21 protein-coding genes are annotated in these 20,511 nt (G+C 62.4%); 15 read left to right on the top strand and 6 right to left on the bottom strand.

All coding sequences use genetic code 11. The annotated features are described in order from the left end of the window. Positions 1–43 precede the first annotated feature (43 nt). The gene (locus BN1118_RS04150) at positions 44–250 is read right to left on the bottom strand and encodes a YheV family putative zinc ribbon protein (RefSeq protein WP_042035019.1); all 207 of its coding nucleotides are present in this window, start codon (positions 248–250) and stop codon (positions 44–46) included. Between the two features lie 39 nt (positions 251–289). Here BN1118_RS04150 and BN1118_RS04145 point away from each other — a divergent pair, with 39 nt between their 5' ends. The 3 genes from BN1118_RS04145 to BN1118_RS04135 all read left to right on the top strand — a co-directional run bounded on the left by BN1118_RS04145 (position 290) and on the right by BN1118_RS04135 (position 3,089). Continuing rightward, positions 290–976 (top strand): hypothetical protein, encoded by a 687-nt coding sequence (locus tag BN1118_RS04145; RefSeq protein WP_043554682.1) that lies wholly within the window; start codon positions 290–292, stop codon positions 974–976. A 161-nt stretch (positions 977–1,137) separates the two neighbouring features. After that, positions 1,138–2,037: a chemotaxis protein gene (locus tag BN1118_RS04140; RefSeq protein WP_042870112.1), complete on the top strand. Its 900-nt coding sequence runs from the start codon at positions 1,138–1,140 to the stop codon at positions 2,035–2,037. Between the two features lie 68 nt (positions 2,038–2,105). Further along, positions 2,106–3,089: a hydrolase gene (locus tag BN1118_RS04135; protein ID WP_043554681.1), complete on the top strand. Its 984-nt coding sequence runs from the start codon at positions 2,106–2,108 to the stop codon at positions 3,087–3,089. On the opposite strand, the gene BN1118_RS04130 is transcribed toward BN1118_RS04135, so the two are convergent. Next, a complete protein-coding gene (locus tag BN1118_RS04130; protein WP_043554680.1) occupies positions 3,071–4,222 on the bottom strand; it encodes a sensor domain-containing diguanylate cyclase in 1,152 nt (383 codons plus the stop codon). The two genes, BN1118_RS04135 and BN1118_RS04130, sit on opposite strands and share 19 nt — an antisense overlap. Positions 4,223–4,311: 89 nt before the next feature. Here BN1118_RS04130 and BN1118_RS04125 point away from each other — a divergent pair, with 89 nt between their 5' ends. After that, positions 4,312–4,554 carry a YheU family protein gene (locus BN1118_RS04125; protein WP_042870108.1) on the top strand — a complete coding sequence of 81 codons (243 nt, stop codon included), beginning with the start codon at positions 4,312–4,314 and terminating at the stop codon, positions 4,552–4,554. A gap of 512 nt (positions 4,555–5,066) precedes the next feature. Here the strand turns inward: BN1118_RS04125 and BN1118_RS04120 are convergent. After that, on the bottom strand, positions 5,067–6,413 hold the full coding sequence (locus BN1118_RS04120) for a UDP-glucose dehydrogenase family protein (RefSeq protein ID WP_043554679.1): 1,347 nt from the start codon (positions 6,411–6,413) through the stop codon (positions 5,067–5,069). A gap of 219 nt (positions 6,414–6,632) precedes the next feature. Between BN1118_RS04120 and arnB the strand changes: the two genes are divergently transcribed. The 9 genes from arnB to BN1118_RS04075 all read left to right on the top strand — a co-directional run bounded on the left by arnB (position 6,633) and on the right by BN1118_RS04075 (position 15,820). Next, on the top strand, positions 6,633–7,769 hold the full coding sequence (arnB, locus tag BN1118_RS04115; protein WP_043554678.1) for a UDP-4-amino-4-deoxy-L-arabinose aminotransferase: 1,137 nt from the start codon (positions 6,633–6,635) through the stop codon (positions 7,767–7,769). A 6-nt stretch (positions 7,770–7,775) separates the two neighbouring features. Continuing rightward, a complete protein-coding gene (gene arnC, locus BN1118_RS04110) occupies positions 7,776–8,753 on the top strand; it encodes an undecaprenyl-phosphate 4-deoxy-4-formamido-L-arabinose transferase (RefSeq protein ID WP_043135086.1) in 978 nt (325 codons plus the stop codon). After that, positions 8,753–10,744 carry a bifunctional UDP-4-amino-4-deoxy-L-arabinose formyltransferase/UDP-glucuronic acid oxidase ArnA gene (gene arnA / locus BN1118_RS04105; RefSeq protein WP_043554677.1) on the top strand — a complete coding sequence of 664 codons (1,992 nt, stop codon included), beginning with the start codon at positions 8,753–8,755 and terminating at the stop codon, positions 10,742–10,744. Before arnC ends, arnA begins: the two co-directional genes overlap by 1 nt. Beyond that, entirely contained in the window at positions 10,737–11,636 is a 900-nt protein-coding gene (gene arnD / locus BN1118_RS04100) for a 4-deoxy-4-formamido-L-arabinose-phosphoundecaprenol deformylase (protein ID WP_043554676.1), read from the top strand. The genes arnA and arnD overlap by 8 nt, the downstream gene beginning before the upstream one ends. A 123-nt stretch (positions 11,637–11,759) precedes the next feature. Next, positions 11,760–13,403 carry a lipid IV(A) 4-amino-4-deoxy-L-arabinosyltransferase gene (arnT, locus tag BN1118_RS04095; RefSeq protein ID WP_043554675.1) on the top strand — a complete coding sequence of 548 codons (1,644 nt, stop codon included), beginning with the start codon at positions 11,760–11,762 and terminating at the stop codon, positions 13,401–13,403. Then, positions 13,403–13,747, top strand: coding sequence for an EamA family transporter (locus BN1118_RS04090; RefSeq protein ID WP_043135091.1), 345 nt, complete (start codon positions 13,403–13,405; stop codon positions 13,745–13,747). Before arnT ends, BN1118_RS04090 begins: the two co-directional genes overlap by 1 nt. After that, a complete protein-coding gene (gene arnF, locus BN1118_RS04085; protein ID WP_052449154.1) occupies positions 13,744–14,175 on the top strand; it encodes a 4-amino-4-deoxy-L-arabinose-phosphoundecaprenol flippase subunit ArnF in 432 nt (143 codons plus the stop codon). The genes BN1118_RS04090 and arnF overlap by 4 nt, the downstream gene beginning before the upstream one ends. A gap of 226 nt (positions 14,176–14,401) precedes the next feature. After that, positions 14,402–15,271 (top strand): phosphoribulokinase, encoded by an 870-nt coding sequence (locus tag BN1118_RS04080; protein ID WP_042870090.1) that lies wholly within the window; start codon positions 14,402–14,404, stop codon positions 15,269–15,271. 15 nt (positions 15,272–15,286) lie between these two features. Next, positions 15,287–15,820: a DUF4136 domain-containing protein gene (locus tag BN1118_RS04075; RefSeq protein ID WP_043135095.1), complete on the top strand. Its 534-nt coding sequence runs from the start codon at positions 15,287–15,289 to the stop codon at positions 15,818–15,820. 67 nt (positions 15,821–15,887) lie between these two features. Here the strand turns inward: BN1118_RS04075 and BN1118_RS04070 are convergent, their stop codons facing one another. Continuing rightward, positions 15,888–16,184: an MliC family protein gene (locus BN1118_RS04070; protein WP_042870087.1), complete on the bottom strand. Its 297-nt coding sequence runs from the start codon at positions 16,182–16,184 to the stop codon at positions 15,888–15,890. A gap of 49 nt (positions 16,185–16,233) precedes the next feature. Further along, positions 16,234–16,638, bottom strand: coding sequence for an OsmC family protein (locus tag BN1118_RS04065; protein WP_043554674.1), 405 nt, complete (start codon positions 16,636–16,638; stop codon positions 16,234–16,236). A gap of 309 nt (positions 16,639–16,947) precedes the next feature. Between BN1118_RS04065 and crp the strand changes: the two genes are divergently transcribed. Together crp and BN1118_RS04055 are read left to right on the top strand one after the other, a co-directional pair. Then, the gene (crp, locus tag BN1118_RS04060) at positions 16,948–17,586 is read left to right on the top strand and encodes a cAMP-activated global transcriptional regulator CRP (protein ID WP_042870085.1); all 639 of its coding nucleotides are present in this window, start codon (positions 16,948–16,950) and stop codon (positions 17,584–17,586) included. 122 nt (positions 17,587–17,708) lie between these two features. After that, positions 17,709–18,509, top strand: a complete 801-nt coding sequence (locus BN1118_RS04055; RefSeq protein ID WP_043554673.1) for a putative RNA methyltransferase — start codon at positions 17,709–17,711, stop codon at positions 18,507–18,509. Between the two features lie 61 nt (positions 18,510–18,570). On the opposite strand, the gene BN1118_RS04050 is transcribed toward BN1118_RS04055, so the two are convergent. Then, positions 18,571–20,493 (bottom strand): glycoside hydrolase family 19 protein, encoded by a 1,923-nt coding sequence (locus BN1118_RS04050; RefSeq protein ID WP_167336101.1) that lies wholly within the window; start codon positions 20,491–20,493, stop codon positions 18,571–18,573. Positions 20,494–20,511: the final 18 nt, after the last annotated feature.

The raw sequence follows: 20,511 nt of genomic DNA, 5'->3' as shown, positions 1-20,511 counted from the left end.
ACCTGTTTGGTCTCCCGGGTCGCCTTGTCCACCTCGGCCTGGCTCATTCGGGACGAAACACGCCTATCACCTGTTCCGTCTCCCGGGTCACCTTGTCCACCTCGGCCTGGGTCTGCACCTGGGTATCACCGCAGTCGACACAGGTCACCTTCTCGACTCCATGCTCCATATACAGCATCATGGTGTCCATTTTGCCGCACGCCGGACAAACCGCACCGGCAATGAAGCGTTTTTTACGTCTGGTTTCCATTCTTGTTACCTCCAGGCAGCATCATATCAGGGTTTTTACATGCATCACGCCATCGAATGCCAGCATTTTTCCTCTCCGTACCTGCAAGTCGGCGGCCGCAAACGCACGCCGGTGGGCCAGTTGCTGCGGATAACCCGGGGCGCGGCACTGCTGCGACTCGGCCAGCATGAATTGCTGCTGACGGCAGGCAACAGCTTCTGGCTCTGCGCCGATGCCCTCGCCGCCTTCAGTCCGCTGGCGGGCTGCCACCATGATCTGCTGACCTGCTCCCTGCGGGTTGCCCAGCCAGCCCAGGCGGGCTGGTTGCAACCGACCCCGCTGCTGGATGCCCTGTTCGACAGCCTGGCCCAGTGGCAGCGCCCCCGCGACTGGCAAGGGGCCTATGGTCATCGCCTGCAGGTGATGCTCGACGAGTTGCAGGCCTGCCCCCTGTCGCAACACGCGGATCAGCTGCTGCAAGGCGCCTGGCGCGCATTGATCGGCCAGCAAGCAGGCAGTGACGCCGCCTGGCAGGCCTGCCTCTCCCAGCGCGGGATCACGGATCCTGGCCTCGCGGCCGATGCCCTGAGCGCCCAGTGGCAGTTGCTGCAGGCGGTGCGCCTGCTCAAGAGCGGCAGCAAGCGGGCACAGGTGGTGAGCAAGCTCGGCTACCGGGACGAAGAGGCCCTCGCCCAGGCCTGTCAACGCTGGCTTGGCGCCAGCCTGGATGAACAGCAGCCCGCCTGACCCGGCGGCCGAAAACCGGACTGGCCAGGCGAAAAAATGGGGGAAATGAGTCCAGTTTTGCGGCAAACGGCCGCTAATAACGAGAGGGTCATTTCTCCTATAATCCTTTATGCTAGGGGCCTGAATTGACTGATACCGTTTTGACTCACAGGACATCTGCCATGAAAAGCAAAGCCAACCAATCCCAGGGCATGTTGCTGTTTCATCTCTCGGCCAAACAATCCTTCGCCATCGGCACCCTCAAGGTGAAGGAGATAGTGCCTTACACCCAGCTCACGGCCATGCCGCACTCGCACCCGACCGTGCTGGGCGCCGCCAGCATGCGGGGCACCACCATTCCGGTGATCGACATGGCCATGGCGGTGGGCTATCGCCCGATCAGCAAGGAGGAGATGCCGAACTGCTTCATCATCATCACCGACTGCCGCCGTACACTGGTGGGCTTTCTGGTGCGCGGCATCGACAAGATCACCGAGTGCAACTGGCGCGACATCGAATCCCCGCCCGCCGCGCTCGGCCATAACGTGTTCGTGACCGGGGTGACCCGGGTCAACGACCAGCTGATCCAGCTGCTGGACGTGGAGCTGATACTGTCGCGGGTCTACCCGGACGATCCCAGCCACCTCTACCCTGTGCTGACCGACGTGCAGCGTGAGCGGATCAAGCCGATGCGGATCCTGCTGGTGGACGACTCCTCCGTCGCCCGCCGCCAGCTGATGGCAGCGCTGGACTACATCAATATCCCCTACGAGGTGTGCACCAACGGCAAGGATGCGCTGGCCCTGATGCAGGCTCGCGCCAGCCAGAAGACCCCCATAGATATCCTGGTGAGCGATATCGAGATGCCGGGACTCGACGGCTACGAGCTGGCCTTCGAGGTACAGAGCGACGCGACGCTGGCGGGGGCCTACATCATATTGCACACCTCGCTCTCCAGCGAGATCAGCGTGGAGCGGGCCCACCAGGTGGGCGCCCACGAGGCGCTGACCAAGTTTGAGGCCAACGAACTGATCCAGGCCATGCTGCGCGGTGCCGAGCACCACGACAGCCTGCTGGCCTGACAAGCCGGCGAGAAGCCCCCTTCTCGCCGCACTTTTTGACTGCCCTGATGCCTGTTTCGGACCCCATCATGCTCATAGAGAGTCACTTCCACGCCCCCTGGTGGGCGCGCAATCCCCATCTGCAAACCATATTGCCAAAGTGGCTGCGACGGGCACCGGCCCGCTTCGTGGCCGAGCGCTTCGAGCTGGCGGACGGGGATTTCGTCGATCTTGCCTGGAGCGGCGACATCAGCCAGAACGCGCGGCCACTGATGGTGCTGTTTCACGGGCTGGAGGGGAGCATCCACTCCCACTATGCCAAGGGGTTGTTCGCCCATCTGCAACGACAGGGGGACGAGGCCGTGCTGATGCATTTTCGTGGCTGCAGCGGCGAGCCGAACCGCCTGCTGCAGGCTTATCACTCCGGCGCCATCGAGGATGCACAGGCGCTGATCGCCGAACTGGGCCGGCGCTTTCCTGGCAAGCCACTGATCGCCATCGGTTATTCGCTGGGGGGCAACATGCTGGTCAATCTGCTGGCGCGGGCCTGCCCCCGTGAGCTGCAGGCGGCCGTGGTGATCTCCGCACCGCTGCGGCTGGACAGCTGCGCCGATCGGGTCAATCAGGGCTTCTCCCGGGTGTATCAGAGCTATCTGCTGCGCACCATGCGCGACAACCTGCAAAGCAAGATCCGGCACCAGGCCGAGGCTGGCAAACGCTGGCAGCCACAGCAGGTGCAACAGATTGCCACCCTGCGCGACTTCGACGAGCAGGTCACGGCGCCGCTGCACGGCTTTGCCAGCGCCGACCACTACTACCAGCGCTGCTCCGGCCTGGGGCTGCTGGCCCGCATCCCCATTCCCACCCTGGTGATCCATGCCGCCGACGATCCCTTCATGACAGAGGCCGTGATCCCGCGGCCGGAGCAGCTCTCACCCATGGTGCGTTACGAGTTGAGCCGACGGGGCGGCCATGTGGGCTTCCTGCACGGCACGCCCTGGCGCCCCCGCTTCTGGCTGGAGGAGCGTATCAGCCAGTGGGTGAAGGAGCAGACTCAGGGGGCGAGCAGGTAGCCGTTGCGCCCCGTCTCCTTGACCCGATAAAGCGCCTCGTCGGCCCGCACCAGCATGTCGGCGACCGACTCCTGCCCCTGCCACAGGGCTATGCCCTGACTCACAGTCACGCAGGGAGAGACCTCCGACAGGGCATGGGGAATGGCGCGCACGGCCAGGGCCGCGGCGATTCGCCCGGCAATCTGTCCGGCGATCCCGTCGTCGGCGCCGGGCAGCAGGATCACGAACTCCTCCCCGCCATAGCGAGCCACCACATCGGCCGGCTGCCGCACCGCCTCCCGCAGGCAATCGGCGACCGCGATCAGGCAGTTGTCCCCCTGCAGATGACCGTAGTGGTCGTTGAAACGTTTGAAGAAATCCACATCCAGCAGCAGGATGGCAAACTCGCCATGCCGCTGCTGCGCCTCGGCCAGGATCTGCTCGCTGACCTTGGCAAAGTGACGCCGGTTGGCCAAGCCGGTCAGGGGATCCTGCTTGGCCATGCCATCGAGCTGACGGGCCAGCGCCAGGTTCTCATGCTCGCGAGACACAGCCAGCACGAACCAGCCGTTCAGCATGCGGCGCCCCGTCTCCAGCATGATGATGAGACAGCCTACCGCCAGCCAGTGCACCGCAGGGAAAGGAACCTTGACGAACAAGGCCTCCAGCAACAAGAAAAGCAGGGGAGGCACACTGAAACAGTAAAACAGCCTCACCTCGCAATAGAGGGCCACCAGCGCCGTCATCAGCAGCAGGCTGATGAGATCGAAGGCCAGACTGAAACCTCCCCTCAGCTCGATCAGGGCGATGGCGTAGCCGAGCAGCGCCCAGGCTATCCCCCACAGCAGGGCGCCAGCCCGCAGACAGGGCGGCCAGACGGTCAGGGGTTGATGGGACAGCCAGCGCCAGAACAGCGGAAACAGCAGGCAGACCAGGGTCATCAGGATAACCTGCACCTCGTAACTCCAGGGCAGCACCCGGGCGATCACCAGATGGGCATCGCGATAGACATAGAAGCGGGCAAGCAGGAACAGGATCGCCAGCTGGTTGACGGCCCAGAACCAGTGCAACCCCTTGCTCAGGGCCAGGCGGCGTGACTCGCACAGGTGCTGATCTAAGTGGGTGGAGAGGCGGCGTTGTTCATCAGACAGCATGTGCACACCCGCTGACAGCCCCATAAATCCCTTGCGCTTGCTGGCAACAGATAGACAATATCCACTCTCTGGTAACTGAAGATGAACCCATGATTATCCCCTGGCAAGACTTGGACTCCGATACCCTCAACAGCCTGCTCGAGCACTTCGTACTGCGGGAAGGCACCGAGTACGGTGAGCATGATGTCAGTCTGGCTGACAAGGTCGACGATGTCAGACAACAGTTGCAACAAGGCCTGGCCGTGATCGTCTACAGCGAGCTGCACGAGAGCGTGAACATAGTGTCAAAGGCCACCCTCAGCAGCGCACCGGTGGACGATATACCGGAATAGCCCTGCCATTTCCATCCCAATCTGGGTCTTGCCAGCACGACCCGCAGGATGGCACCACGAACCCGACAGTTCCCGCCCAGGAGCCGCGCATTTTCCAGATATAAAAATGGCCCGCCGAATCATCGGAGGGCCATTTGGGGCAAAATATGTGCCTGGGCGGCGGAAGTTATTCAGCGATCTCGGTTCTATTTTGAATGAATAGAGAGCCGGCCTTGATCACACCAAATAAAAATAGATGTCGTTCACGCTGATATAAATGAGTGTTCATGCTTCCCGACTGGGCGGGAAAGTCCATAGCGGAAATATAATTAAGAAAAAGAGAATCTCATCACAATATTGCCGCAATATGACAAGACAATTCCCCCATATCAACACAAGGTTCATGTCCATCTATGGCTGGCCCGGCACCACCAGCCCCCATATTTTCAATCGATGGCAAGCAGAGTCCTGATGATAGGCAAATCACAGGTGTGCGATGTAATGGCGGGCGCTCATGTCGGCGCGCCCATCCCTTATTTCGTTACCGACTCGCCGCGACCAATGCCGTAGTAATGAAAACCATGCTCCTTCATGCGGCCCGGATCAAACAGGTTGCGACCATCCACGATCAGCGGCCATGTCAGCGCCTGCTTGATGGCGACGAAGTTGGGGGCCTTAAAGTGGTTCCACTCGGTGCAGATCACCAGGGCATCCGCACCGAACAGGGCGGCCTCCTTGGTGCCCATCAGCCGCAGCTTGTCACAGTTGCCATAGAGGTGCTGGGCCTCCTGCATGGCCTCGGGATCATAGGCCTGCACGGTCGCCCCGGCTTGCCAGAGCGCCTCCATCAGGGCCCGGCTCGGCGCCTCGCGCATGTCATCGGTATTGGGCTTGAACGCCAGCCCCCACAGGGCGATTGTCTTGCCGGACAGGGTCTCCCCTTCGGATCGGAAGAACTCTGACAGCAGCTGAAAAAGCCGCGATTTTTGCTGCTCATTGACCCGTTCCACCGCCCGGATCAGCGGCGTGTCGTATTGCAGCTCCTGGGCCGTTGCCAGCAAGGCTTTGACATCCTTGGGAAAACAGGAGCCACCATAGCCACAACCAGGGTAGATGAACTGATAGCCGATACGCTGATCCGAGCCTATGCCCTGGCGCACCATCTCGATGTCGGCGCCGACCCGCTCGGCCAATCCGGCCATCTCGTTGATGAAGCTGATTTTGGTAGCCAGCATGCAGTTGGCGGCGTACTTGGTCAGCTCGGCGCTGCGCACATCCATGAACAGAATGCGGTCATGGTTGCGGTTGAACGGCTCGTAAAGCTCGCGCATCAGCTGGCGGGAGGCCTCGTTGGCGGTGCCCACCACGATGCGATCCGGCCGCAGGCAATCCTGGATGGCGGAGCCCTCCTTCAGAAACTCGGGGTTGGAAACCACATCGAAGGCAAAGGAAACATCCCGCTGCTGCAAGATGGCATGCACCCTGTCCGTCACCTTGTCGGCTGTGCCCACCGGCACGGTCGACTTGTTGACTATGACGACTGGGGTATCGCGATGCAGGGCTATGGTTTCGGCCACCGTCAGCACATGACTGAGGTCGGCGGAACCATCTTCCCCCGGCGGCGTACCGACCGCCAGAAATTGCACCTCGCCGTGTTTGACGGCCTGCACGGCATTCGTGGTAAACACCAGGGCACCGCTCTTGATATTGCGCTGCAGCAGGGCTTCCAGCCCGGGTTCATAGATGGGCACCTGGCCATCCATCAGGGCTGCCACCTTCTGTTCATCGACATCGACACAGATAACCTGGTGGCCGACATCGGCCAGTACTGTGGCCTGGACCAAGCCCACGTAGCCACTTCCAAATACAGTAATATTCATATTGATACAACCAAAATGTCAGGGATGATGTAATTTGGAAAAACAAGAATCTGGGGGTTATAAATATTTACCACACTAATTAAGATGACAGCATGAGTTAATTGTTACCAGCTGTTTCTGGCCCATTGCAGGCCCGCTTTTATATACGATATGTTGAGCATCATTTTTAGGGCTGCCCCGCCTGCTGGGCACTGATTAATATTCATCGTTGGATCGCTTATGCAAGATTTTCTGCCATTTTCGAGGCCCGCCATCGGCGATGCCGAGATAAGTGCTGTCTGTGAGGTGCTGAAATCGGGCTGGATCACCACGGGCCAGAAGAATCACGAGCTGGAGCAGCAATTCTGTGACACATTCGGCTGCCAGCAGGCGGTCGCACTCTGCTCTGCCACCGCCGGCATGCACGTCACCCTGATGGCGCTGGGGATAGGCCCGGGGGATGAGGTGATCACCCCCTCCCAGACCTGGGTCTCCACCATCAACATCATCACCCTGCTCGGCGCCGAGCCCGTCTTCGTCGACGTGGACAGGGACACATTGATGACCAGCGCCGAACTGATAGCGCCGCTCATCACGTCCAAGACCCGGGCCATCATACCGGTCCACTACGCCGGTGCCCCCGTCGATCTGGACCCTATCCTCGACCTGGCACGCCAGCACGGCATCCCCGTCATCGAAGATGCGGCCCACGCGGTCGGCACCCGCTACCGGGAGCGCTGGATTGGCGCCACCGGCACCGCCATCTTCTCCTTCCATGCCATCAAGAACCTGACCTGCGCCGAAGGGGGCATGCTGGTGACCGATGACAAGGCGCTGGCGGACAAGGCACGCATGCTGAAGTTTCACGGGCTGGGGGTGGATGCCTTCGATCGCATGAGCCTGGGCCGCAAGCCGCAGGCGGAAGTGATCACCCCGGGCTTCAAGTACAACCTGGCCGACATCAACGCCGCCATCGCCCTGGTGCAGCTGGCGCGCCTGCCCGAGCTCAATGCCAGGCGGGCCGAGCTGGTGACCCGCTATCAGGAAAAACTGGCCGGCCTGCCGCTGATGCCGCTCGCCGTGCCCGCCTATTCCCATCTGCACGCCTGGCACCTGTTCATGGTGCGGGTCGACCCCGAGCGCTGTGGTCTGGATCGGGATCGGCTGATGCAGGCGCTGCAGGAGCGCGGCATAGGCACAGGGCTGCACTTTAGGGCCGCCCATACCCAGAAATACTACCGCGAGCGCTACCCGACGCTCAGCCTGCCTCATACCGAGTGGAACTCATCGCGCCTGTGCACCCTGCCACTCTTCCCGGACATGACGCTGGCCGACGTTGACCGTGTGGTCGCGGCACTCATCGACATATTGGAGTAACGACACGTGAACAACACAGACATCAAGCTGGTTTCGGTGATCATCCCCGTCTACAACGAGGAGGCCAGCCTGCCCGTGCTGCTGAGCCGGGTCACGGCCGCCTGCGAACTCCTGCCCCAGGATTACGAGGTGATCCTCATCGATGACGGCAGCCACGACGGCTCCACCGAGATCATCAGCGAGGCCGCAGCCAAAGACGGCAGCAAGCTGGTCGGGGTGCTGCTCAATCGCAACTATGGTCAACATGCCGCCATCATGGCCGGCTTCGAGACCGCCAAGGGGGATCTGGTGATCACCCTGGATGCGGATCTGCAGAACCCGCCGGAGGAGATCCCCCGTCTGGTGGAGGCCGCCATGCAGGGTTATGACGTGGTGGGCACAGTGCGTCGCAACCGCCAGGACTCCTGGTTCCGCAAGACCGCCTCCCGCCTCATCAACAAATCGGTGCAAAGAGCCACCGGCGTGCACATGAGCGACTACGGCTGCATGCTGCGGGCCTACCGCCGCCACATCATAGACGCCATGCTCTGCTGCCAGGAGCGCAGCACCTTCATCCCCATCCTGGCCAACAGCTTCGCCCGCCGCACCATAGAACTGGAAGTCGGTCATGCCGAGCGGGCCCACGGCGAATCCAAATACGGCCTGATGCACCTCATCAACCTGATGTATGACCTGGTCACCTGCATGACCACCACCCCCCTGCGGCTGCTCAGCATAGTCGGCAGCGTGGTGGCGGGCATAGGTTTCACCTTCTCCATCCTGCTGATCCTGATGCGCTTCGTGATGGGCGCAGACTGGGCCGCCGATGGCGTCTTCACCCTCTTTGCCATTCTCTTCACCTTCGTCGGCGTACAGCTGCTGGGCATGGGGCTGCTGGGGGAATACATAGGCCGCATGTACACAGACGTGCGCGCCCGTCCCCGCTACTTCATCCATCAGGTCGTGCGTACCGCCTCCACTCCTTCGCAACAGGAAGCTGAATAATGAAAGTTGTCGTCTTTGCTTATCACGATATCGGTTGTACCGGTATCGAGGCCCTGCTCGAGGCAGGCTACGAGATCCAGGCCGTCTTCACCCACGCCGACGATCCCGGCGAGAACCGCTTCTTCGGCTCGGTCGCCCAGCTCTGCGCCGAGCACGATCTGCCGGTCTACTCCCCCGAGGATGTCAACCATCCGCTCTGGGTCGAGCGCATCAAGGAGCTGGCGCCCCAGGCCCTCTTCTCCTTCTACTATCGCAACATGCTCAAGCAGGCGATCCTGGACATTCCGACCGTCGGTGCCTTCAACCTGCACGGCTCCCTGCTGCCCGCCTACCGCGGCCGCGCGCCCATCAACTGGTGTCTGGTCAACGGCGAGACCGAAACCGGCATCACGCTGCACCAGATGACGGCGCGGCCAGATGCCGGCGCCATCGTCGCCCAGCAGGCCGTCGAGATAAAAGACGCCGACACTGCGCTGACCCTGCACGGCAAGGTGCGCCTCGCCGCCAGGACCTTGCTGGAGGCCGAGCTGCCGAAACTGCGCGCCGGCGACATCTCGCTCACCCCGCAGGATGAGAGCAAGGCCAGCTACTATGGCCGCCGCACCCCGGCCGATGGCGAGCTGCACTGGGATAACCCGGCCCGGGCGCTCTACAACCTGGTGCGCGCCGTCACCCAGCCCTATCCGGGCGCCTTCAGCTTCGCCGGTGATCGCAAGCTGACGGTGTGGAAGGCAAATCATCTCGAGCAGACCAGCGACAAGCTGCCCGGCACTATCCTCAGCCAGGATCCGCTGCGCATCGCCTGCGGTGAAGGGGTGCTGGAAATCGTGGCCGGCCAGGCGGAAGGCGGCCTCTATGTGCGTGGCGCCCAGCTCGCCCGTGAGCTGGGTCTGGTGGCCGGCATGCGGCTCGGCCCCAAGGCCAGCAATGCCCTGCGCAAGGAGCGCCTGACCCGGGTGTTGATCCTCGGGGTCAACGGCTTCATCGGCAACCACCTGACCGAGCGCCTGCTCAAGGATGGCCGCTACGAGGTCTATGGGCTGGATATAGGCGCCAGCGCACTGGAGCGCTTCATCGGCCACCCCAACTTCCATTTCGTGGAAGGGGACATCAGCATCCACACCGAGTGGATCGAGTATCACATCAAGAAGTGCGACGTGATCCTGCCGCTGGTGGCCATCGCCACCCCCATCGAGTACACCCGCAACCCGCTGCGCGTGTTCGAGCTCGATTTTGAAGAGAACCTCAAGATCGTTCGCTACTGCGTGAAGTACAACAAGCGCATCATATTCCCCTCCACCTCCGAGGTGTACGGGATGTGCGACGATCACAGCTTCGATGAAGACGAATCCCGCCTCATCGTCGGCCCCATCAACAAGCAGCGATGGATCTACTCCGTCTCCAAGCAGCTGCTGGATCGGGTGATCTGGGCCTATGGCAAGAAAGAGGGGCTCAGCTTCACCCTGTTCCGTCCCTTCAACTGGATGGGCCCGCGCCTCGACAGCCTGGACTCCGCCCGCATCGGCAGCTCCCGCGCCATCACCCAGCTGATCCTGAACCTGGTGGACGGCACCCCGATCCAGCTGGTGGATGGCGGCGCCCAGAAGCGCTGCTTCACCGACATAGAGGACGGCATCGAGGCCCTGTTCCGCATCATAGAGAACAAGGGCAACCGCTGTGATGGCCAGATCATCAACATCGGCAGCCCGGACAATGAGGCCAGCATCCAGCAGATGGCCGAGGTGCTGCTCACCAAGTTCGAGGCACACCCGCTGCGCCACCACTTCCCGCCGTTTGCCGGCTTCAAGATGGTGGAGAGCAAGTCCTTCTACGGCGATGGCTATCAGGATGTCTCCCACCGTCGTCCGAGCATCAAGAATGCCCGCCGCCTGATCGACTGGGAACCGACCATCGAAATGGAAGAGACCATAGGCAAGACCCTGGACTTCTTCCTGCAAGGGGCGGTCACCACGGGAGTCGAGCATGATTGATGTGGGTCTGCGGATCGACGTTGATACCTTCAGGGGGACCCGTGACGGGGTTCCCCGCTTGCTGCAACTGCTCGACAAGCATCAGGTCAAGGCCAGCTTCTTCTTCTCGGTCGGCCCCGACAACATGGGGCGCCACCTGTGGCGCCTGCTCAAACCCCGCTTTTTGCTGAAGATGCTGCGCTCCAACGCAGCATCCCTCTATGGGCTGGACATACTGCTGGCCGGCACCGCCTGGCCCGGCAAGTCCATCGGCAAACAGCTGGGCTCCCTGATGCGCGACACCGACAGCGCCCGCCACGAGGTGGGGCTGCACGCCTGGGATCACCACGGCTGGCAGGCCAACACAGGGCGCTGGGGCGAGGCCGAACTGATCCGCCAGACCCGGCTCGGGGTGGATGCGCTCAACCAGATCCTGGGACGGGAGGTGGACTGCTCCGCCGCCGCCGGCTGGCGGGCAGACCCGCTCACCACCCAGGCCAAGGAACATTTCGGCTTTCGCTACAACAGCGACTGTCGCGGCAGCGGCCTGTTTCGGCCCCTGCTGCAGGACGGGCGGCTCGGTACGCCGCAGATCCCGGTCAATCTGCCCACCTTCGATGAAGTGGTCGGCCCCGAGGTGACGGCGTCGCAGTTCAACGCTTTCATCCTGGGCAGGCTCTGCACGCCGCCGCAGGTGGCGCCTCACGTCTACACCATTCACGCCGAGGTGGAAGGGATCGTGATGGCGGATCAGTTCGATGCCCTGCTGAGCGAAGCCAGGGAGCGCGGCATCCGCTTTGTTCCGCTGGGGGATCTGTTACCATCCGACTCCGGTCAGCTGGGCGCCGGGCGGCTGGTACGCGGCACCCTGCCAGGGCGAGAGGGCTGGCTTGGCTGCAAGGCAGACGCATAGACCAGACACAACAAGTCAGGCCACCAGAAAAAGTGGCAGGCTGAACCATGACGCAGCACATCGGGCCCCTGAGGGCGGCATGATGAACCATTGCGCTCACCACACAATGCTACAGAGGATGTCATGACGTTGACCAAGTGGGCCCTGCCCCTGTTCTTTCTCTTCTTTTACCTGCTGCCGCTCGACCAGCGGCCGCTATGGAGCCCCGACGAGAACCGCTACGCCGAGATAAGCCGGGAGATGGTGAGCACAGGAGACTGGGTCGTGCCCCACTTCCTGGGCTTGCGCTACTTCGAGAAGCCCATCGCCGGCTACTGGTTCAACAGCATCAGCCAGCAGCTGTTCGGTGACACCAACTTCGCCGTGCGCTTCGCCTCGGCCGCCGCCACCGGTCTGAGCGCCGTGCTGATCTTCTGGTTCGCGCTGCAGCTGTGGCAGTGCCGGCGCAAGGCCTTCCTCGCCAGCCTCATCTATCTGTCGCTGTTGATCGTCTACGGCATAGGCACCTACAGCGTGCTCGATGCCATGGTCACCCTCTGGCTCAACGCGGCCATGGTCAGCTTCTACATCATCCGCAAGGAGGGATCGCTGCGCAGCCGGATCGGCGGCTATCTGCTGTTCGGCCTAGCCTGCGGCATGGGCTTTCTCACCAAGGGCTTCATCGCCCTGGCGGTACCCGTCATCGTCATAGTGCCCTACGTCCTCTATCAGCGCCGTCTGCTCGAGCTGGTGCGCTTCGGGCCGCTGGCCATACTAAGCGCGGTCCTGCTGACCGCCCCCTGGGCCATCGCCGTGCACCTGCGCGAACCCGACTACTGGCACTACTTCTTCTGGATTGAACACATACAGCGCTTCGCGGCGGACAACGCCCAGCACAAGGCGCCGTTCTGGTACTACCTGCCCATGGGGCTGCTCGGCACCCTGCCCTGGCTCGCCCTGCTGCCCGGCGCCCTGCGCAAAGGCTGGCAGGATCGCAAGATAAGCCCCGAGACCCTCTATCTGCTGGCCTGGGTGGTGTTGCCGTTCCTCTTTTTCAGCCTCGCCAAGGGCAAGCTGATTACCTACATTCTGCCCTGCTTCGCCCCGCTGGCCATGCTGATGGCCGCCAGCGCCATGGACAAGCTCAAGGAGGGGAAAGTGCAGGCATTGCGGCTCAATGCCTGGCTGAACGGCCTGTTCGGCCTCGTCTGCCTGGCGGTGCTCGCCGTGCTGGCCTTCTCCCCCAGCCATGCCGTCTACGGCGAAGAGGATCATGGGACGCTGGCGGTGGCCATGGTCATCTTTGCAGGCTGGGCCCTGCTCGGTTTCGTCCAGTTGAAGGATGTCAGCCGCCGCTGGACCCTGAGCGCGCTCTGCCCCATGGTGCTGGCCATAGGCCTGCCCTGGGCACTGCCGCAATCCCTGATCGACTCCAAGCTGCCGGAGAGCTTCATCGAGGCCAACCAGGCCGTGCTGATGCAGTCCACCACCCTGCTGGCCAACGATGTGGGGCTGGCGTCCTCCCTCGCCTGGGAAACCCGGCGCAGCGAGATCACCCTGTTCGACAGCAAGGGAGAGGTGCATTACGGTCTGGGCTACCCGGATGCCAAGGGGCGCTACGTGGCGCGCGCCGACTTCCCTGCCTTGCTGGCAGAGGCGCGCAAAAAAGGTCAGGTGGCCCTGTTGATGAAGACGGATCGGGACGGCAACACGGGCCCCGTGCCCCCCGCTGACGAGACGATCGTGAGTCATCGGCTGACCCTGCTGATCTATCACGGGGCCCAGTGATGGACATACTGCTGCTCCTGCTGGTGTGCCTGCTGACCTGCGGCGGCCAGATGCTGCAAAAGCAGGCGGTCATCAGCTGGCAGCGTCAGCCCTGCAGCCACTGGCAGAAGCTGTTGTCACCCTGGCTGATCGCCAGCGTGGCGGCCCTCGGCAGCGGCATGCTGCTCTGGATCTACCTGCTGCAGCGGCTGCCGCTGAGCATGGCCTACCCCATGCTCAGCATCAATCTGGTGCTGGTGCTGATAGGCTCGCGGCTGTTCTTTCACGAGCAGATCACCTATCACAACTGGCTGGGGGCTGGCGCCATCATCATTGGCGCCCTCTTGCTGGGAGGCTTGCTATGAGTGGGGTTGGCAAAGCACCTGAGGTGACGGGGAAGCCCGCGCTCAAGGGGTATCTCTATGTGCTCGGCAGCATACTGCTGGTGACCCTGGCCCAGCTCGGCATGAAGTGGGGGGTGATCCAGTTGCCCGTCTGGCAGGCGGATCTCGCCGTCATGCTAGCCCACCCGCTGCCGCTGCTGGTCATCCTCGCCGGGGTGGGCTGCTATGCCCTGTCGCTGCTCTGCTGGCTGGCGGCGCTGCACTCCACCCCGCTCAACATCGCCTATCCCCTGCTCAGCACCAGCTATGCGCTGGTCTATCTGCTGGCGGTCAGCATACCGAGCTTTGCCGAATCGCTGGAGCCGGGCAAGGCGGTGGGGGTGATCTTCATCCTGCTGGGGGCCGTGCTGGTGGGAATAAAACCGGCGAGCAAGCAAGGCGCCAGCTAGCCCCGGCTATACGAAACGACGGCGCGCCTGCGCCATCTCAATAAGGGCTGCATCGTCAGCCCTTTTTTTGTGGCGCGACTCCCCCTGCGCTCCCCCTTCATCACTGAGTACCCGGTGACAAGTGTCACGCCAGGCTGCCTGTTGCAAGACAGTACCGACAAGCGGCGCACTTGACCGCACTCGGAACATGCCTTTATAACGGAACTCCCAAGGAAGAGAGAATTCTATGTCGGCCAAGCATCCCATCATTGCGGTTACCGGTTCGTCCGGCGCCGGCACCTCCACCTCCACCAACGCCTTTCGCTCCATGTTTCATCAGCTGGGGTACAAAGCGGCGGTGGTAGAAGGGGACAGTTTTCATCGCTACACCCGACCGGAAATGGACGTAGCGATCCGCAAGGCGCGCGAACAGGGGCGCCACATCAGCTATTTCGGCCCCGAGGCCAACGACTTCGGCCTGCTGGAGAGCTTCTTTCAGGAGTACGGCCAGAACGGCAGCGGCCAGTATCGGCGCTACCTGCACAGCTTCGACGAGGCGGTGCCCTTCAACCAGATGCCGGGCACCTTCACCCCTTGGCAAAACCTGTCAGCCGACACAGACCTGCTGTTCTATGAGGGGCTGCACGGCGGCGTGGTCACCGAGGATCACAACGTGGCCCGCCACGTGGACTTTCTCATCGGCGTGGTACCCATCGTCAACCTGGAGTGGATCCAGAAGCTCATTCGCGACACCTCGGAGCGCGGTCACTCACGCGAGGCGGTGACCGATTCGATCGTCCGCTCCATGGACGACTACATCAACTTCATCACACCGCAGTTTTCCCGCACCCACATCAACTTCCAGCGGGTGCCGACGGTGGATACCTCGAACCCCTTCAGTGCCAAGGTGATCCCGAGTCTGGACGAGAGTATGCTGGTGATACGGTTTCGTGGCATCAAGCAGGTGGACTTCCCCTACCTGCTGTCGATGATAGATGGCGCCTTCATGTCACGGATGAACACCATAGTGGTCCCGGGTGGCAAGATGGGCTTCGCGATGGAGCTGATCCTGCGCCCGCTGATCCAGCAACTGCTCGAAACCGGCAAGATCACCTGAGCCAAGGAGTTTATGATGCGGTTAGCGTTTCTCTCTGTGGTATTGGCCGCCCTGCTGGGCGGTTGCAGCAGCGGCCCCGCCGCCCCGACCGTCGAGTCGGGCACCATGGTGGTGCGACCGGCGGCCAGCTGGCCGTTCGGGGCGACGCCGCGCTACGCACTGGCCGAGCAGTTCCAGTATGCGGGTGACAGTGCTGAGGGCTGGCTGGAGCCGGTGCAGCAGGCGGTCAACCAGGAGCTGGGCAGCAAGGGCTGGCAAAGCGTGCCTCTCGCCGAGGCCGATGTCTGGGTCGCCATCGGCGTCGCGGGCAGCAAGGATCTGAGCGATGGCGAGATCTTCGCCCGCCTCGGCATGACGCCCGGGCTGCAGGCCAAGGCCGGCGATCGCAAGGGCACCCTGGCCATAGTGCTGCTCGACCGGCGCACCCAGCAGGCGGTGTGGAGCAGCGCCATCTCCCTCGCCAGCGACGTGGCCATCCCGGAGGCGTCACGCCGCCAGCTGAGCCAGCAACTGGCCAGCCAGATGCTGAACGCCCTGCCGACCCGCTGATACGACGCCCTTCCCCATAAAACAAAACGGCCTGCGCGAGCAGGCCGTTGCGATCACACCATGACGATCACTTGCGCTGACAGGTCAGCAGGGTCACCCCTTTTTGCGTGAGGAGAGCCTGCTTCTCCTGATTCCAGAAGGTGGTGACACCGTCGGAATACTTGGCACCGGATTCCGCTTCCACCCGGCCCAGCTTGTGATACACGCCGGCATAGGGGAACTGCACCATGTCGGCCTGGGCATCATAGGTCACGGCCAACAACTCTTCCCCGCACTGGTACTGGCTGTACTGGTACTGGGTCGGTTGCGGCATGCTGCAGGCCGCCAGCCCCAGCAGGGGAAGTAACACGATCATGTTTTTCATTGCACTTTCCTTATGTCATGGTGTTATTCAATCGGAAGAGTCACGGCTATCAGGCTTCAAGAATTTGATAACTATGGGTAATTTCTACCGCTTTTTCCAACATCAGGGAAACGGAACAGTACTTTTCCATCGACAGATCCACGGCGCGGGCCACCTGTTTCTCCGCCAGCCCCTTGCCGGTCACGACGAAGTTGAGGTGGATCTTCTCGAATACCCGCGGCACCGACTCCACTCGCTGCCCTTCCAGCTCCACATGGCAAGCGGCCACGGATTGACGCGCCTTCTCCAGGATGGAGACCACGTCGATCGAGCTGCAACCACCCACCGCCAGCAGGATCATCTCCATCGGGCTGGCACCTTCGCCGGGGTTGGCGCCGTCCAGGGTCACCTGATGACCGGACTCACTCTCGCCGACAAACTTCATGCCTTCCACCCAGCTGACCTTGGCTTTCATCTCACATTTCCTCTTAATGACGACAGATCTGACTGACATAGCATACCCCAGACGGAGCTATAGCGGCACATGTCAGCCATTTTCGCGAACTTGCAGGCGAACTAGATCAAAATCAACATCTGATGCCGCCATCTTCCCTAAAATGGGCGGGATAGCGCAGCAGGCAACAAGGGGATCTGGCAAAAGCCCTCAAAGCCTTGTCAGCACAGACAAAGGCTCTTATCCTACTGCGACTAATACAAGGAATGGCAAGGTTGGCAGCTTGCCCGGACGCACGAGTCCATAAAAAGACACTACAGAGGAATTCTCATGGTCATTGGCAAACCGCAAAGCGATCCCACCCTGGAATGGTTCTTGTCGCACTGCCACATTCATAAGTATCCCGCCAAGAGCACCCTGATCCATGCGGGTGAGAAAGCGGAAACCCTCTACTACATCGTCAAGGGCACTGTGGCCGTCTTGATCAAGGACGATGAAGGCAAGGAGATGATCCTCTCCTATCTGAACCAGGGCGACTTCCTGGGCGAGATGGGCATGTTCGAGGAGAGCGAGAATCCGGAGCGTTCCGCCTGGGTGCGCGCCAAGGGCTCCTGTGAAGTAGCCGAGATCTCCTACAAGAAGTTCCGTCAGCTGATCCAGGTCAATCCGGAAATCCTGATGCGTCTCTCCGGTCAGATGGCGACTCGACTGCAGCACACCAGTCAGAAAGTCGGCAACCTGGCCTTCCTGGACGTCACCGGCCGGATCGCCCAGACCCTGCTCAATCTGGCCAAACAGCCGGATGCCATGACCCACCCGGATGGCATGCAGATCAAGATCACCCGTCAGGAGATAGGCCAGATCGTTGGCTGCTCCCGCGAAACCGTAGGCCGGATCCTCAAGATGCTCGAAGAGCAGGAGCTGATCTCCGCCCACGGCAAGACCATAGTGGTGTTTGGCACCCGCTGACAGGGTTCCCTGACGGCTCAGCACAGGGCCGTTGGATAAAAAAGGCTGCCACGGCAGCCTTTTCTGATCGTCTCCCCTATAATCCTGCACGCCCTTCCCCGGCCTCAACCAAGCGAGTGTGTATGCATCTTCAATGTCCCCTTTGCCGCAGTCCCCTGCATCTTCACGAAGCATCCCGCGGGGTCTATTGCGACAACAAGCACCATTTCGATCCGGCTCCGGAAGGCTATCTGGATCTCATTCCCGGCAAGAAGAACCCCAAGGACAGTGACAGCCGCGCCCTGATGCGCGCCAAGCGCAACTTCCTGGAACAGGGTCACCAGGCGCCGCTGGTGGATGCCATGGCGGCCCTGCTCGCCCCGCTCGGCCCCCGCGAGCTGATCCACCTGGGTTGCGGCGAAGGCTACTACTGCCGCGCCCTGGCCGAGCGCCTGCCGGGCTGGCAATTTGCCGGCGTCGACATCGCCAAGAACACCATCTTCGCCGCCAACAAGGCGCAGCCGGAAGCTCAGTTCGTCATCGCCGATCCGGCCCGCGCCCCTATCCTGCCGGGTACTGCCCAGGTGCTGCTGGTCAACGACCTCAAGGTCAAGACAGAGCAGCTGGTCAGCTGGCTGGCACCGGGTGGTTACCTGCTCTACCTGCAACCGGGCCCGCGCCACCAGTGGCAGCTGAGGGTCAGCCTCAACCCTGTGAGCATGGAACACCCCCTCAGCTGGCCCACCCTCGGCGGCCTCACCCCCCTGGGTCAGGAGCGTTGCCAGTTCGCCATGACCATGGATCAGTCCCTGCGCAGCTTCATCCTGGAAACCAGCCGCCTCGGCTGGCGCGCCAGCGGGGAACAGCGCCACGCCTTTACCCAGCAGGGACCGGACGAGCTGGAACAGGATCTGCTGCTGAGCCTGTGGCAAAAGCCGCTCTGATGGCGCATCCTCCCATGAAAAAAGGCCCTGACGGGCCTTTTTTATTGAACGAATACAGACGTCACAGCTTGATCCAGGCATCCCCCCAGGCCGTGCCCTTGCCGGGCTCATAGGCCCAGGCAGCGCCCGCGCACCAGCCGGTGTAGGGGTGCGGCTTGCACTGGTAGTTGCCCCCCAGATTGCTCACCTTGTCCCCTGCCTTGTAGGCCGTACCTGCTTTGTAGGGCGGGTTGCCATCGGGCGGCGTGGTGCCGCCGCTACCCTTGATCAGGATCTCGTGGGTCGCACTGCGGCTGAGCCCCTTCTCGTCGGTCACCTTGAGCACGAAGCCGTAGCGGGTGTCGCTGACCGGGGTAGCCGGCAGGGTGGCACTCAGGGTGGACTGGCTCAGATCCGAGGCGCTGGCCCCGGCGGGCAGGGTCCAGGCGTAGCCGAGCGCCTTGCCTTCCGGATCGCTCGACCCCTGGCCGGAGAGCAGCACGGTCGCACCGCCCAGCGCCTCGCTCGGGCCACTGATATTGGCCACCGGCGGCAGGTTGGTGCCACCGCCGTTGTCCTCGATCACCACCTCGGGGAAGAAGTGCTGCACGCACTGGCTGTAGTCCCGCGCCTTGAAGGCGCTGAAGCGGGTCTGGTAGCCCACCAGCTTGCAGGCGTAGCTCTTGCCGCCATTGGGGTTGCCCGGCACATAGCTCCAGTCATTCTCCCAATAGATGGGCAGGGCGCCGGCACCCGCCTCGTCAAAGTACTTCATGTTCTTGCAACCGAGCACCTCGTCTGCCGGCACAGGCACCCCCAGATACTGGGCCTGGGCCTGGTAGTAGGTGATGCGGTTCTGGGACTGGGCGTGCTCGGCCGCGCCGCCGCACTCCACCCCGCCGTTGATGATCTGGGTGGTCACCCCGAAGCCAGGCACCAGGCCGTTCTGCCGGTCGTGGGCATTGGGCTGCCAGGTGTCGTCGATCACGTGCAGCATGGAGGGCTTGGGCGGCTGTGGATAGACGAAGAAGAAGACGGCGCTGGCGAGGTTGAGCCAGGTGTCCGCCACTTTCTCCGGGTTGTCCAGCAGGGTGCGCACTGTGCCGAACATGGCCTCTGAGAAGGGACCGTAGTTGTAGTTGTACGACAGCTGCTTGGCGCCACGGCCGAAGTAGCTCTTGAACTCGCCGTTCTCGAACTTGCCGCACGGCCACTGCTGGCCCTGCCACACATCCGGCCGACACTCGGCGTTGTAACCGCCGCGCATCTGCTCGGTCCAGCCCATCTCCCGCACCCACACCAGGCCCTGGCGCCACTCGGGCTCGGGTCGCCAGCTCTCGTGGCCGCCGGTTTCCTGGGCGAAGTGGGCGAACATGGTGGCCAGCGACTTGCGGCAGATGGCCTCGGCGTTGCGCCCGTCGCTGTAGTCGCCGCAGAAGGCCGGGAACTTGGCCACCGCCTGCAGGAAGCCGCGATAGGTGTATTCCGGGGCCCGCAGCGGGAACAGGAAGTTGAACTGCGACTCGCTGATCAACCCCTCGACCCGCTTGACGTTGGCGGGATTGAGCGGCAGCCCTGGGGCCACCGCCTCGACCACGGCGTTGTCGCGAGTCGCGATGGAGGCCTTGACTGCCGCCATGGACGGGAAGTCGGTGAGCGCCTGCTCCCTAGCGTCCAGCTCGCTCTGGCTCAGGTAGACGGGCGAGCCTTCGGTCGCGCCGCTGCCCCCCTCCACCGGAGGCGTAATGCCAGCGCCACCATCGGGCGGGGTCGCCTCGCCGTCACCCATCAGGGCCCATGGAGAGTCCCACTCGTTGGCGACCTGCAGCCCCGGGCTCTGGCCCGGATTGGCGTACCACTTGGCTTCATAGATCTTGCCGTTGAAACTGACCTGGCTGCCGCCACTGTATCCCTGATTGATGTCATACAGGGCGGCGGCCCACAGCTGACCGCTCAGACAGAGTCCGGCCAGCAGGCTGGCCACAGAGGACTTTCTTATCATCATCTTTACCTCTTGCTAGAT

Source organism: Aeromonas bestiarum, from assembly GCF_000819745.1.
Lineage (GTDB): Bacteria > Pseudomonadota > Gammaproteobacteria > Enterobacterales > Aeromonadaceae > Aeromonas > Aeromonas bestiarum.
This window is presented reverse-complemented; position numbering and strand designations above follow the sequence as displayed.